Source organism: Streptomyces sp. NA04227, from assembly GCF_013364195.1.
Taxonomy (GTDB): Bacteria; Actinomycetota; Actinomycetes; order Streptomycetales; family Streptomycetaceae; genus Streptomyces.
The window spans coordinates 4,373,452-4,387,607 of the sequence record NZ_CP054918.1 but is presented as its reverse complement, the minus strand read 5'-3'; the positions used below and the strand labels follow the sequence as shown (position 1 = coordinate 4,387,607).

At 68.5% G+C, this 14,156-nt stretch carries 14 protein-coding genes; 6 read left to right on the top strand and 8 right to left on the bottom strand.

Translation table 11 applies throughout. The features are described from left to right. Positions 1-104 precede the first annotated feature (104 nt). From HUT18_RS18700 to HUT18_RS18675, 6 genes are all read left to right on the top strand, one after another. A complete protein-coding gene (locus tag HUT18_RS18700) occupies positions 105-1,502 on the top strand; it encodes a Tat pathway signal protein (protein ID WP_176101771.1) in 1,398 nt (465 codons plus the stop codon). A 44-nt stretch (positions 1,503-1,546) separates the two neighbouring features. Further along, positions 1,547-2,035: an SAM-dependent methyltransferase gene (locus HUT18_RS18695; protein WP_176101770.1), complete on the top strand. Its 489-nt coding sequence runs from the start codon at positions 1,547-1,549 to the stop codon at positions 2,033-2,035. A gap of 118 nt (positions 2,036-2,153) precedes the next feature. Then, positions 2,154-2,630, top strand: a complete 477-nt coding sequence (locus tag HUT18_RS18690) for a hypothetical protein (RefSeq protein WP_176101769.1) — start codon at positions 2,154-2,156, stop codon at positions 2,628-2,630. A gap of 126 nt (positions 2,631-2,756) precedes the next feature. Then, positions 2,757-3,290: a GNAT family N-acetyltransferase gene (locus tag HUT18_RS18685; RefSeq protein WP_176101768.1), complete on the top strand. Its 534-nt coding sequence runs from the start codon at positions 2,757-2,759 to the stop codon at positions 3,288-3,290. 22 nt (positions 3,291-3,312) lie between these two features. Next, positions 3,313-3,882 (top strand): GNAT family N-acetyltransferase, encoded by a 570-nt coding sequence (locus HUT18_RS18680; RefSeq protein WP_176101767.1) that lies wholly within the window; start codon positions 3,313-3,315, stop codon positions 3,880-3,882. A 40-nt stretch (positions 3,883-3,922) separates the two neighbouring features. After that, positions 3,923-4,606 carry a YdcF family protein gene (locus tag HUT18_RS18675; RefSeq protein ID WP_368661537.1) on the top strand — a complete coding sequence of 228 codons (684 nt, stop codon included), beginning with the start codon at positions 3,923-3,925 and terminating at the stop codon, positions 4,604-4,606. A gap of 208 nt (positions 4,607-4,814) precedes the next feature. On the opposite strand, the gene HUT18_RS18670 is transcribed toward HUT18_RS18675, so the two are convergent. The 8 genes from HUT18_RS18670 to HUT18_RS18635 form a co-directional block, all read right to left on the bottom strand. Beyond that, complete coding sequence (locus HUT18_RS18670; RefSeq protein ID WP_176101766.1) at positions 4,815-6,050, bottom strand: hydroxymethylglutaryl-CoA synthase; 1,236 nt, start codon at positions 6,048-6,050, stop codon at positions 4,815-4,817. Positions 6,051-6,053: 3 nt separating this feature from the next. Then, the gene (locus tag HUT18_RS18665; RefSeq protein ID WP_176101765.1) at positions 6,054-7,112 is read right to left on the bottom strand and encodes a hydroxymethylglutaryl-CoA reductase; all 1,059 of its coding nucleotides are present in this window, start codon (positions 7,110-7,112) and stop codon (positions 6,054-6,056) included. Beyond that, the gene (gene fni, locus HUT18_RS18660) at positions 7,109-8,200 is read right to left on the bottom strand and encodes a type 2 isopentenyl-diphosphate Delta-isomerase (RefSeq protein WP_176101764.1); all 1,092 of its coding nucleotides are present in this window, start codon (positions 8,198-8,200) and stop codon (positions 7,109-7,111) included. The genes HUT18_RS18665 and fni overlap by 4 nt, the downstream gene beginning before the upstream one ends. Beyond that, positions 8,190-9,362, bottom strand: a complete 1,173-nt coding sequence (locus HUT18_RS18655; RefSeq protein ID WP_176101763.1) for a phosphomevalonate kinase — start codon at positions 9,360-9,362, stop codon at positions 8,190-8,192. Before HUT18_RS18655 ends, fni begins: the two co-directional genes overlap by 11 nt. Further along, entirely contained in the window at positions 9,362-10,375 is a 1,014-nt protein-coding gene (gene mvaD, locus HUT18_RS18650; protein WP_176101762.1) for a diphosphomevalonate decarboxylase, read from the bottom strand. Before mvaD ends, HUT18_RS18655 begins: the two co-directional genes overlap by 1 nt. 85 nt (positions 10,376-10,460) lie before the next feature. Next, on the bottom strand, positions 10,461-11,489 hold the full coding sequence (mvk, locus tag HUT18_RS18645) for a mevalonate kinase (protein ID WP_254878688.1): 1,029 nt from the start codon (positions 11,487-11,489) through the stop codon (positions 10,461-10,463). Between the two features lie 262 nt (positions 11,490-11,751). Further along, positions 11,752-12,741: a UbiA family prenyltransferase gene (locus HUT18_RS18640; RefSeq protein ID WP_176101760.1), complete on the bottom strand. Its 990-nt coding sequence runs from the start codon at positions 12,739-12,741 to the stop codon at positions 11,752-11,754. A 150-nt stretch (positions 12,742-12,891) separates the two neighbouring features. Next, entirely contained in the window at positions 12,892-14,094 is a 1,203-nt protein-coding gene (locus HUT18_RS18635) for a flavin-dependent oxidoreductase (protein ID WP_176101759.1), read from the bottom strand. Positions 14,095-14,156: the final 62 nt, after the last annotated feature.

The following is a 14,156-nucleotide window of genomic DNA, read 5'->3' as shown; positions in this document are numbered from 1 at the left end:
CCATTACGCTTAGTGAACTGTTGATCACGGGTTGCCGGTATGCCCCGGCAAGCGGTGATCCGGGGAAAGCGGTGAAAGATCACTGACGGCGACGGGGAGGAACCATGGCTCGGACTCGCAGCCGGAACCGGAAGCTGGCGGCTCTGATCAAGGAAGCCCACTGGTCCCAGGCGCAGTTGGCAGCCGCACTCGTGCGCGTGGCCATGGAGCACGGAGCGCGGGAGTTCGCCGGAGTCGGGCGCTCTCACGTGTCGCACTGGGTTCGGGGCACCCAACCTTCGGGCAGGGCACCGGAGTTGCTGTGCGAAAGCCTGTCCCGCCGTCTCGGGCGGACCGTCACGACCGAGGACGCCGGATTCTCCCGGTCACCTGGTTCACGGGGCATTGTCGTGGACTGGCATACGGATACGCTGACGGCGCTGGCCGACCTCGGGGGCGCCGACTTGGACATGGAACGCAGACAGGTACTCAGCACTGCCACGTACTCGGTCACGGCACTGGCACTTCCCGGCGCCGCTTGGTGGCAGAGCAAGGCCCGGCAGGACGGGCGCGAGAAGTCCGCCACTCGTGGGGTGGGCCGGGGTGAGGTCGACTCCGTACGGGACATGGTCTCGCTGTTCTCCCGGATGGATCAGCGCCATGGTGGCGGACATGCCCGTACTGCCGCTGTGCAGTACCTGACCTCGGACGTCGCCGGTTATCTCAAGGGACGGTTCGCCACCGATCGTGTCCGCCGGGAGATGTTCTCCGCAGCCGGCGAACTCGCTTATGTGTCGGGCTGGATGGCCTTCGACAACTCCGAACATGCGATTGCACAGCGCTACTTCGTACTCGCCGTGAAGCTCGCGGCCGAGGCGGACGACGGCCCGATGGCCGGTCATGTACTGCGTGCCATGGCCCACCAGGCAGTTGACCTCGGCCAGCCGCGCAGTGCGCTGGACCTGGCGAGCGCGTCCATGGCGGGCGAGCGGTACAGCACGGCGGCCCCGCGCGAGCGCGCCCTGCTCGGCGTCGTGCACGCCCGCAGCCTCGCTGCGGTCGGTGAGAGTTCGGCCGCGGCAGCGGCTCTCGTACGCGCAGAGGATGATCTGGCCGCTGCTCGGCCGGGGGACGAGGAGCCGGAGCGGGTCTTCTTCTTCCAGGAGGCCAGCCTCGCTCACGAGACGGCGTGCACCTTGCGCGACTGCGGCGACCTCGACGGTGCACTGCGGCAGTTCAGTCGTAGCGCGAGGACGCGAAAGACGTCGACGTTCACCCGCACCCATGCCGTCACCCTCGGATACCTGGGGCAGGTGCAGATACGGCAGGGCAACCTCGAAGAAGCCTGCGGCTCTTGGGCGCAGGCGCTGGACTCGATGGACGGAGTCCGGTCGGGGCGTACTCGTCGAACCGCTCAGGAGATGCGGGCCGCGCTCTCCCCCTTCCGGAAGCGAGGCGTGCGCGTGGCCACGGAGATCGACGCACGGGCCAGGGCCTATCTGGAGACGGCCGGATCCCGTTGAACCTGGTGGGCAAGGCGGGCAGGACAACTACTGAAGGAGAGACCATGGCCGGATCAATCCCGATCGAGCCCGTCGCACACGTCGTCGGTGGCCGTATCGAGCCCACGGACGACTACTGGGGCGGCACACGGGCCGTGATCCGTATCGACTCCGAGCGGTTCAGCCCCGAATCCACCAAGAACCTGGGCGACTTCTCGCACCTCGAAGTCGTCTTCCACTTCCACCTCACGGACCTGACGAACCTCAACCTCGGCGCCCGCCGCCCCAGGAACAATCCCAAGTGGCCCGAGGTCGGCACCTTCGGCCACCGGAACATGCTCCGCATGAACCGGCTCGGCGTCTCGCGGTGCCGTCTGCTGAAGGTGGACGGACTCGACCTGCACGTCGAAGACCTGGATGCGGTCGACGGCACGCCCGTCCTCGACATCAAACCGTGGTTCGAGGAGATGGGCCCCCGAGGCGAGGTACGTCAACCAGCCTGGACCGGCGAGATGCTCGGGGACTACTACGCGGCTCCGCCGACTGCTCCCTGAGCCCCACCTTTGGCCAAGCCGGGGTGCACGAAGGAGGGGCCCGAGGCAATACCGGACGGTCGCGAACGCGAGCCCGAGCGGCGCCTACTCACAGAGACAGGGAGAGAAACGAGGCACCGTGCGCATCGGAATCACCGGTCACCGGGGACTGTCAGACAGCATCGAGCTGACGGTCCGGCAACTGCTCCGGGCGGAGCTGCAAACCTACGATCCGTCGATGCTCTGCGGAGTTTCCTGCATCGCCGACGGCCCCGACGCCTGGTTCGCCGAGCTGGTACTGGAACTGGGCGGCCATGTCGAGGTCGTTGTTCCGGCGGAGCAGTACCGCGAGGCCCTGCCGCAGTCCCACCACGCCACGTATGACGCCCTCCTCGCGCGAGCCGCGAAGGTGCATTCGACGGGCATGCACGAATCGACCTCCGAGGCTCACATGGCAGGCAGCGAGCTCATGGTCGGTCTGGTGGAACGGATGATCGCCGTCTGGGACGGAGAGCCCGCCCGAGGGTACGGAGGAACGGGCGATGTGGTCGGTCATGCGCACAGTGCTGGTGTCCCGGTGAATGTGGTCTGGCCAGAGGGGGCCACGCGGGACTAGCCCGGCCAGGCCGCCGCCGTCCGGTTCGCAGCGCACGACGAACACCCTCACCAGAACACGCCTAGTCATCGAGGCCACGGGCACGAAGCGGCTTGAGGTCCTGGCCTGGACCGAGGAGTCACGTACATGGACCTGAAGCGCTACACCCACGCCGATGCACCCGACGTCCGCTCCTTGCTCCTCGACATCCACGACGAGGTGTACGCGAACGCTCCCGATCCGTTCCACTCACGCGAACGGTTCTCGTACTTCGTGGATCTGTGGTCCGGACGCGAGGACTGGCTCTGTATTTCGGGCTGGGAGGACGACAGCCCGGTCGGCTACGCGTACGGCTCCAGGTTCAAACCGGGCGGCTGGTGGAAAGGAGCGAGCCGCCCCAAGGGTGTGCGCGGCCGGATCTTCGCTCTGTCCGAGCTGATGGTGGTGCCCCGATGGCAGGGCACCGGCCGGGCCCAGCCGCTCCATGACGCGCTGCTCCACGAGGTCGAGGTCGACTTCGTGACACTTCTCGTCGATTCCACTCACCCCAAAGTGCAAGCTCTGTACGAGAAATGGGGCTATGAGGAGTATGGGGAGACAGAGCCTCCTGACGACTCTCCGCGTTGTGCCGTAATGATCAAGGACGTCCTCCGACTGGAACAATCCTGCAGGTTTCAATAGCCAGCTGATCAAGGGGTGACGGATGAAGGGTGAAGGTCGCGCGGAGTACGCCCCGATCGTGATGGTGCACGCACACGATGTCGACACTGTGTGGTCCACGCTGATCGATGTGTACGCGGATGTACGCGAGGCACAGCTCGACAACCCGCACTACTCCGTCGAGCGCTATGCCGAACGTCTTGCCCGCCACGGCCGCGAACCCGGTTGGGAGGCGGTCCTCGCGTACGCGGGGGCGCAGCCCGTCGGATACGGATACGCCAACACGCTCACCGCGGACGATCGTTGGTGGAGACGCGCCGACCCGCGGCCGCCCATACAGATCACCTCGGTCCCGACGCTCGCCGTCAAGGAAATGATGGTGCTGGAGCCGTACCGCCGTCGTGGGATCGCACAGCAGATCCACGACGAACTGCTCACCAGTCGGGACGAAGAAGCCGTCTCGCTCATGGTGTCCCCCGCAAACCAGGATGGTCGCGTACAAGCGCTCTACGCTCGCTGGGGCTACCGCGTGATCGGAGTTTCACAACCTTCCCCGGATTCAGCACAGTTGACAGTGATGCTTCGCGGTATGCAGGCACCTGAGGCCTCTTGAGTTCGGGCACAGGACGGTTGGGACGAGCCGGGGAGTTTGAGTGGCGGACCGTGAACAGCCCGCGATCACTGCCGCGCAATGGGCCGACGCCCAACTGATCTGGGACTACCACCTCATGGGCCACAAGCCCAGCCCCTGCTCAGCGGCGATCGTTTTCGGCAGTCATGACCTCGGAGTCGCGACCACCGCCGTCGACCTGTACCGCGCCGGTCTGGTGCCGGTGATCGTGTTCAGCGGAGGCAACAGTCCGACGACCAAGGCCCGCTTTCCGCGCGGTGAGGCTGTCCACTACCGCGAGCACGCACTGGAAGTCGGTGTGCCCGACGACGCGATCCTCGTCGAGCCCAGGGCCGGAAACACCGGCCAGAACGTCAGGTTCTCGCGGGAGATCCTGAGCGGGGCCGGGGTCGACGTCGAATCACTGCTGCTGGTCTCCAAGCCGTACATGGAACGTCGTACGTATGCGACATGCCGCAAGCTGTGGCCCGAGGCCGACCTCGTATGCGCCTCGGAGCCGCTCGGGCTCGACGACTACGTGAAGGCCATCGGTGACGGGAAACTGGTGGTGGACATGCTTGTCGGGGACCTCCAACGCGTCATCGAGTACCCGAAGTTGGGGTTCGCCGTCGAGCAGCACGTACCGGACGAGGTCCACGCCGCGTACGCGCGACTCCGGCGCGCCGGATTCGACAGTCGGCTGGTCATGGTCCAGGCCAAGGCCTAGATCAAGACCTCTGTCCGGGACGGTCCCGCTCCCCTGCGCCACTCATCGCCCACCCACAACTCACCAACCACACCGAACACACCAAACACCGACCAAAACGGCCCGCCCCCACGGATCCACGTGGGCCGGGCCGTTCAGCTACGTCATGGGTGCGGTCCGGGGCCACCGCCGGGTGTGGGCGGCCTGGACGGCGAGGTTACGGGTGGGCTCAGCGCGGCTCGTAGATCCTCTTGTGGCCCGAGAGCGCCGAGAACCGGTACGGGCCGCTCGTCTGCGCCGGTACCGGGTAGTCCCCGCCGTCCGTCGGGAAGGAGCGCTGGTGCAGTTCCCGGTAGGTGGCGTGGTCGATGGGCTTGCGGCGGTCGATCGCCTCGCGGTGGGCCTTGGTGCGCAGGTGGGCGCGGTAGCCGGGGACGACGGTGGCGGCGAAGAACTCGGCGACGCTGCCGGAGCCGTAGCTGAGGAGGCCGATGGCGCGGTCGGTCAGGTCGGCGTCGCTGTCGAGGAGGGCGGCGAGGCCGAGGTAGAGGGAGGCCGTGTAGCTGTTGCCGACCACGGAGTTGTACGTGGTGGTCGGTTCCAGGACGCGGGCGACCTCGTCGTTCTCGACCGGGTGGCCGCAGTAGTGGAGGAGGTGGCGGTGGGCCTTGTACGCCATCTTCGTGAAGGGCTGGTGGTAGCAGAAGGCGGCGAAGTCCTCCAGGGAACGGCCGCCCTGCTCGCTGTAGTCCTTCCAGGAGCCCTCGACGGCCTGGAGGTAGGCGGAGATGGACTCCTGGCCGTCGACAAGCGCGGTGTCGCGGTAGTTGGGGCGCCAGAAGTCCATCACGTCGGCGGTGAACAGGCCGGAGGCCGGTTCGATGCGCAGGAGGGAGGGGTTGGCGCCCACCAGGATGGCCGCGGCGGCGGCGCCCTGGGTGGCCTCGCCGGGGCTGTCGAGGTCGTACTTGGAGACGTCGCTGGCGATGACCAGGACCTGCTCGGAGGGGTTCCGGTAGACCAGGCCCATGGCGAACTGGAGGGCGGCGGTGGCTCCGTAGCAGGCCTGCTTGAGCTCGACCACGCGGGTCGCGGCGGGCAGTCCGAGCAGCGAGTGCGCGTAGACACCGGCCGCCTTGGCCTGGTCGATGGAGGACTCGGTGGCCAGGATGACGGTGCGGATGCGGCCCGCGCCGTGCCGGGCCACGATCGGCGCCGCGGCGGCCGCGGCCATCGTGACGATGTCCTCGTCGGCCGCCGGGACGCTCATCGACTGCTGGCCGATGCCCAGGTGGTACTTGCCGATCTCGGTGCCGTTGTACGCGGCGAGTTCGGTGTGCGGCAGGACGTACTCCGTGGTGGCGAAGGAGAGGTCCTCGATGCCGACGGCTATCGCGCCGCCGGTTCCGCCCGTCGCGTTGCTGCCGTTGTTGCCGCCCTGCGTGTGGTTTCCGTTTGCGCTCATCCGCTACACCCCGGCCTGTGTCGAAGAATTCTTGCGTTCGAATTGGACGTGGGCGCGCATGAGTTCGCCCGGGTTGGTCTGCGCGGCGAGCAGCGAGAGCTCACCGCAGAGCACGGTCGCGGCACACAGCACGGCCAGGCGCCGCGCGTTCTCGCCCGGCTCGCGCTCCTCGCGGCAGCCGAGCCGGATCAGGTTCTCCTCGACGAAGTCGATGCCCTTGCCGTTGCCGACGGTGCCCACGATCAGGTTCGGCAGGGTGCAGGAGAAGTACAGGTCGCCGTCGCGGTCCTCGGCGAAGGTGACGCCCTGCGAGCCCTCGACGATGTTGGCCGCGTCCTGGCCGGTGGCCAGGTAGAAGCCGAGCAGCATGTTCGCGAAGTGGGCGTTGGCCGAACGGATGCCGCCCGCGAGGAGGGTGCCGATCAGGTTCTTGCGCACGTTCAGCTTGGCGACCTTGTCGGCCGTGGTGTGCAGCCGGCTCTCCACGATCTCGCGCGGGACGAGCAGTTCGGTCACGACGTTCTTGCCGCGGCCGAGGATGCCGTTGATCGCGGTGGCCTTCTTGTCCGTGCAGTAGTTGCCCGAGATCGAGCTGTAGGACAGGCCCGGGATCGTCTGCAGGATGTGGGTCAGCAGGGCGTCCGCGGCGAGGGTGGCCATGTTGTGTCCGGAGGCGTCACCGGTGGTGAACTCGAACCGGATGAACATCAGGTTGGCCGCGATCTCGTGCCGCACCTTGACCAGTTCGGCGAACCGGCTGCAGGTACGGACGACCTTCTGCAGGTCCTCGAAGCGCAGTTCCAACTGCTGCGCGGCCGCGTACGCGGTCTGCGCGTCCTCGGCCTCGACGAGCACGGAACGGGTCATCCGCTCGTCCACCAGGGTGGCGACGATGCCCTTCTCGGTCAGCATGGAGATCTTCGCGCCCCGGCCGACGGACGGCCACAGCGGGGTTTCGTAGGTCGCCAGGGGGACTTCGGCCTCGGTGGTGGCTACGTTGCCCGAGATCCGCATCGGTCCCACCCACTTCATGGGGACCCCGGCGGTGGTGATGTCGCTCATCGTGCGCTTCCCGTCGTCTGCTCGGTGGCGGCCAGGCGCGTCGAACGCCTGCTCAGCGGCCCGGTCTCGATGCCCCGATCGGCGCAGAAGTCCCGCAGCTCGCCCTTGATAAGGACATCACAGTGGGCCAGTTCGGCCGGAGTGCGGGCGCCCAGTGCGGTCATGATCGCCGACAGGTGGTCCAGCCAGGTGTTGATGTGCTTGACCAGCGCGTCGACCCCGCCGTCCATCAGCGAGCGCAGGAAACCGCCGGAGGCACCGACCGCCGAGGCGCCGAGCGCGAGGCTGCGGGCCACGTCCAGCGGGTTGCGTACGCCGCCGGAGGCCAGTACCGGTATGCCCGCGTCCTGGGCGTCGAGGAGACAGGCCGCGGTGGACAGGCCCCAGTCGTTGAGGTAGCCGAAGTCGGCGACGTCCCGGCGGTCGTTCTCCACCTGGGCGAAGTTGGTGCCGCCGCGCCCGCCGACGTCGGCGACGTGCACGCCGAGCTTCTGCAGGGTGGCGATGGTCTCGCGGCTGAGGCCGAAGCCGACCTCCTTGACGATCACCGGAACGTCGAGGGCGGTGACGATCTCCTCGATCCGCGACTGCCAGTGCGAGAACTCGCGATCGCCCTCGGGCATCGCGGTCTCCTGGATCGTGTTCAGGTGGATCTGGAGGGCGTTGGCCTCAAGCAGCTCAACGGCCTTGCGCGCCTGGTCGGCGGTGGCGTTGAGGTTGACGTTGCCCATGATGAAGCCGCCCGGGTACTCCCGGCGCATCACACTGAACGTCTCCGCCGAGGACGGGTCCTTGAAGAAGGCGCTCACGGAACCGGTGGCGATCGCGACGCCGGTCTCGCGCGCGGCGATGGCCAGGTCCCGGTTGATGACGCCGGTGTTGACGCTGCCGCCGGTCATCGCGTTGATGTAGATCGGCGCTTGCCAGTCGATACCGGCGAAGCTGGTGGCCAGTGACACATCGTCGCGGTCGATACCGGCCAGAGCGTGATGGACGAACCTGACGTCGTCGAACTCGTTCTGCCCGCTGAGCCGACGCTGTTGCTCGACGGTGAGCCGGACGTGATCGTCCTTGCGTTCAGCGATCATTGCGCGCATTCCTTTCGGTTGTACTTACCTCGGCGGGACGCAGGGGCAGATGACGCACCCCTGCGGCGGCCCACCGTGTCCGCAACTGTCGGATTTCCGGCTCCCGTTCGACGGGCAGCAGCGCGATCCCGCAGTCGCCGCCCCCCGCCCCGGAGGGTTTCGCCGCACCACCCAGCTCCTCGGCGACCTCGCACAGCGCGGTCAGCCTGCTGGTGAAGACACCGAGCCCCACCTCTTCGTCGAGCTGGGCGAGTGTCGTCCGTGCGCTCCGGATCCGGTCCAGCAACTCGTCGCGGTCCCCCTGTTCGATGGCCTTCACCGACGCCCGCACGCACTCGTCCGTCGCGGCCACGAAGGCCCGATGGGCGGCGGTGCCCCGCCATTTGCGCCTGCCGAGGCCCGAGACCAGCGCGTCGGTGGAGGCGGGTGTGCCGGTCCAGCCGATCTCGGTACTGAGGCCGGGCGGTGACGGCAGGGGCCGTACCTCGTATCCCGGCCAATGGGCGCGCAGCGACTCTCCGATGCCGTGCTGTCGCGCCATTGCGACAACCTCGGCCCGGTCCGGCGCCCGGTAGGTGATCCAGCCCCCGAAGGTGCTCGCCGCCAGATCCCCGCAGGAGGAACTGGCGTTGAGGCGCCCGGTGGCCAGCAGGGCGAGCCGGAAGCGCTCGTCCCGCGTGAGGTCGAGTCCGTAGTACGCGGCGAGGGCGGCGACACTGGCCACCGTCACCGCACCGCTCGAACCCAGCCCGAACTTCGTTCCGCCCTCGTGGAGTTCGCTGCTCACCGAGAGGCGGAAGGCGGGTGCCTTCCGGCCGTGCTCGGCCAGCAGCGCGTCCAGTACGCCGACGACGGAGAGAATGTGTGCCAGCGCCGCGCGGGCGCTCTGCTCCTGCTCGGCGGGGCCGCACCAGAGCGGTTCGCCGTCCAACTGCCGTGTGAACCGGGCCGGTTCGGGCAGCAGCTCCGTGACGACGACGATGTCCGCGCCGTCCCCCGGTCCGTCCGGCCCGTCGGCCTCCTCCGGCACCGACACCGTGACGCCGAGGTACCGGTCGACCGCCATCAGGATCGACGGGGTGCCGGGCTCCAGGACGGCGTACTCGCCGAGCAGGAAGAGCTTGCCCGGTGCGCGCCGTGTCACCGCTTGCTGGGCGGGCATCAGCCGCCCTCGGTGAGCAGCCGCGCGCCGGGGCCGCTGCCGGCCACCACGACCGAGCCGGCCGTCATCGCCTCGCGTACGGCCTCGGCCACCCGGTCCGCGTCCGCGCGGCGGCAGAGCACCTTGACGTTGGGTCCGGCGTCCATGGTGGCGTACGCGGGAATGCCGTCGGCGCGGAGCTGGAGCACCCGGTCGAGCACCGTGACGGTGGCCGGGGACAGGTAGCGCACGGCGGGACGCGCGGCCAGCATGGTGGCGTGCATGCCGAGGGCGTTGCGCTCCGCGATCTCGCCGACCGCCTCGAAGTCACCGCGGCTCAGGGCCCGTCGCATCTCGGTCAGGTCGCCCTCGCTGGAGTCCGCCCATCCCTGGTACAGCGGCGAGGTGTCGACGGTGCTGCGCATCGCGGCGCGGCTGGACACGGACTTGGGGCCGCCGTCGACGAGCGCGATCACAAGGGCCGGGTCGATGTCGCCGACCGGCACCGGCTCCGCGTACGAGGAGAGGTCGGCGTCGGCGCCCTCGCCCTGGCCCTTGTGCCACTGCACGAAGCCGCCGTAGACCGACCGCGAGGCCGATCCGGAGCCGCGCCGGGCGAGCCGGGACAGCGCCCGCGCGTCCAGGTCGAGGCCGTACGCGGCCGAGGCGGCGAGCGCCAGGGCGGCGAAGCCGCTCGCGGAGGAGGCGACGCCCGCACCGGTCGGCGCCTCGTTGTGGGTGTCGACCACGGCGCGTTCCTTGCGCCCGGCCAACTCCCGTACCAGGTCGAGGAAGACGAGCACCCGGCGCTCCGCCTCGCCCGAGGCGGCCTTGCCGTTCAGGGCCACGCTGTCGACGTCGGCCTCGGTGCCGAGGCGGACCGTCGTGGTGGTCCGGAAGATGTCCAGGGTCATCGACAGGCTGCTGGTCATCGGGATGAACAGCTGCTCGTCGCGCTTGCCCCAGTACTTGATCAGGGCGATGTTCGGCTGGGCGACGGCGGTCGCGCCGCCCTCGGTGACCGGCTCCTGCATGGTGCGTGCTTCCTCGGTGTTCGGCGAGTGGTGGGAGCTCGCGGGGCTCTTGGCCCTCGCTGGGCCGCCCGGGCTTTCTGAGCTGCTAGCTGGCACGGTCGGTGCTCCTTTTCAGGGGCGTGGTCCAGGTCCGCGCCGCACCGGCCTCGCGCAGCCGGGTCTCGATGTGGCGCGCCTGGTCCGTCCCGTCGGCCAGCGCGATCATGCAGCCGCCGAGTCCGCCGCCGCTGATCTTGGCGCCGTGGCTTCCGGCCGCCAGTGCGGCCTCGACCAGGGCGTCGATGCGCTGCGTGCTCAATGCCGCCGCGCGCAACAGCTCGTGGTAGGCGGTGAAGCTTTCGCCGAGCTCGGCCACCCGGCCCTCGGCGAGGTCGCGTACGGCCGCGCCGGTCAGTTCGTTCGCGCGAGTCAAAAACCGCTCCTGGGAGCCCTCCTCGCGGCCGAAGGAGGCGCGCAGCATCTCCACCGCCTCACGGGTCCCGCCCGCCTCGCCGCTGTCGGCGATGACGAGGAAACCGTCGAGGCCGATGGGCGTTTCACGGGCGGTGGGCAATGTGTCGGCGGTTCCGGCCGAGAACAGGAAGGGTGCCCGGGCGCCGGTGGCGAGGGCGTCCACGCCGCTGGCCCGGCCGTGGGCCACGTTCTCGGCGATCTGCACCAGCTCGAAGACGGTGTCCTCGTCGAGTTCACGGTCGTAGAGGTCCGCGAGTCCGAGCACGATCGCGCGGGCGCAGGCGGCGCTGGAGCCGAGGCCCCGGCCGAGCGGGATCTCGCAGTCCACGACCACGTCGATGTGCTGCTGGTCGGTGACCTCGGTACGTTCCTTGAACTCCACGACAAGGCGCTGGAGTCCGTCTGTTGCCTTCATCGCGACGGTTCCGGTCACCGCACTGGTGACCGAGAAGGACGCTTCCCCGCTACCACCTTCGGCATCGGGAAGCTGTGCGACGCTGGCTGTCACCGGCAACTGAGGCACCGGACCGGCGAGTGCGGGCGCGCCGTAGACGGCCGCGTGCTCCCCGATCAGGATGATCTTGCCGTGTGCGCGCCCGATTCCGATACGGCGAGTACCGAAGTGCCTCGGCAGCCCCTGTGCCGACGTCGGCGAAGTCAACGCGCTCAACCCCCCTTGTTGTCTACCTGGCTTGCTGAGTGGCGTGCTGCGTGGCTTGCTGGGTGGTGCGCTGCGCCGTTCGCCGAGTGATGGTCGTGCCTCTTGCCGCGGTGAACGGTTCACCGCGTCCGATGCGTCTGCTGCGTGGTCCATACCGATATTCAAGAGCCTTGTTTCCCGGCGCCGCACATCCGCACGGCCGCGGCGGCCGGGCCGGGCTGGACGATGCCAGCGCCGGTCCGGCCGACTCGGTCGGATGCGGTCAGGCGAGAACCCCGATGCCCACCACAGTGGTCATGCTGCTCATCAGCATGCTCAAGTACGGGCCGACAAGCGACTTCTTCTTGACGCTGTCGACCACATTCTCGATCGGCGCTCCAGCGGCCTTGGACAGGGAGTACATGTATCCCTGGCAGACCAGCCACGCGGCGAGGAACGGGATCATGCCCCAGTTGAAGCCGGAGTTCTGCCACACGGCAGCGACGATCACCAGGGACGCGACGCACAGGATCGTGGACTGGACGGCGAGCGTCTTCTTGATGCCAAGGGCACGGACGTATGTCCGTACGTCGAATTCCTCGTCGTCGAAGAAGTCCTCGATCTGGTTCGTGGTGAAGAGGGCGACCAGTATCACCGTCAGCGCGGCGGTGGCCACGACGTTGGTCCACTGCAGCTCGTTGTCGAACGCGCGCAGCACGAACAGCATCGGGATCCAGACCCACAGGTACAGGCCGAAGAGCTGGCCGACACCGGCACTCTTGAGGTGCCACGGCGGGAGCGAGTACTGCATGCCCACGACCCAGCCCGCCGCCACGATCAGCAACAGGTCCCAGTGCCCGGTCTTCGCGGCCAGGAACACCGCCATGGCGATGTAGACGAGGCTGGTGACGATGACGTCACCGACCACGCGCTTGACGCCGAGGCCGTAGACGGCCGTGGCCAGGCGCGACTTGTTCGCCGCGTCCTCCCAGCGGTCGGCCAGGGCGTTGATCTGGTCGGCCAGCTGCATGTTGACGATCGCGAACAGGATCGCCACCACCGCGTTCACGGAGGTGAACTCGTCCCAGCTGGTGGCGGCCAGCATGGCCGGCGCGAGGCCGATCAGGATGTGGCCGGGCAGGAACTCGGGGCGGCGGATGTAGAAGTAGTACTTGAGCTGGGTGCCCAGTGGCGGACGCTGCGGATCGTCCTCACTGGTGTCGGTCAGGATCCGCGACAACTTCTCGCGGGCCGAGACTGCGGTGGCTGACATCTCTGCCTTTCTTTCTTTTCGTTCTGCGGCACGGCCGGGAACCGTGCCACTGGGGGCGGCGGCGGCCCGGATTCCGGCCCGCCGGGCGGAGAGGTGGGGGTGACCGGGGTGAGCGGGGCCGGGCGAACCGGCGCCCGCTCGAGGACGCGTCTAGGCGTGCGACTTCTCGACGACGTCCCGGTAGTCGGTGGTGATGGTCTCCAGTTCGTCCGCCACATCGCCCTTGGTGCCCGCCAGATCGCGCTCGGAGCGGTCCATCTTGCGGTTGGCCGTAACGATCTCGTTGGTGGCCGGGCGCCGGACGCTCTCGTAGCGTTGCAGGGCGGCAGGGATGTCGTCGCCCGCCTCGGCGAGTTCCCTCGCGAGGGTGATGCCGTCGAGGATGGCCTGGGTGCCGCCGTTGGCACCGATCGGGTACATCGGGTGCGCCGAGTCGCCGAGCAGGGTGACCCGGCCCTCGCCCCAGGTCTCCAGCGGGTCGCGGTCGACCATGATGTGGTGCATGACCTGCGGGCTGGACTTCAGGGTCGCGGGGACGTCGAGCCAGCCGAAGTCCCAGTCGCTGAAGTGCTCCAGGACGTCCTCGATACGGCCCGGGGTGAGCTGCACCTCGCCGTCCCACTTCGGGTCCGCAGCCAGGCACACCCAGTTGAACAGGACCTTGCCCTGGTCCGCGTGCGGCCGCGAACAGGGGTACGCCACAAGGCGGTTGGCGTTGTCGTCGGAGGCGATGATCATCGTCCGGCCGTCGATGAACTCGGGCAGCTCGGCCAGACCGCGCCACATCCGCACGGCGGTCTTGCGCAGCGGCGAGCCCTCCGGGTGCAGCTGGGCGCGGATCGGCGAGTGGATGCCGTCCGCGCCGAGCAGTACGGACGCCTCGATGGTCGAGTCGCCGTCGACGGGTGAACTCAGGTGCACCCGCACCCCGTCGGCGTCCTGGTCGAAGCCGCGCACCCGGGTGTTCGTACGGATCGCGTCGTCGCCGAGCCGTTCGCGCACCGCTTCGAGGAGCATCATCTGCAACTCGCCGCGGTGGATCGAGTACTGCGGGAAGTCGTTGCCCGCGGCGATACCGCGCGGCTCGGTCCACAGGGTGTTGCCCTTGTGGTCGAGGTAGCGGTGTTCGCGGGTGGCGATGCCGGTGGCGGCCAGCTTCTCGCCGAGGCCGAGAGCGGTCAGCTCACCGATCGCCGCGGGCTGGATGTTGATGCCGACGCCGAGCGGCCGGATCTCCTTCGCTTCCTCGATGAGGGTGACGCTCAGTCCTCGGGCGTGCAGGGCGAGCGCGGTGGCCAGACCCCCGATCCCGGCCCCGGCGATGACGATGCCGGGGGTAGCTGCCTCGGTCATGACGGCTTTCGCCTTTCTTTCAGGATGAGCTGTGTGGAAGAAGTCCGGTGACGCTCGTACGG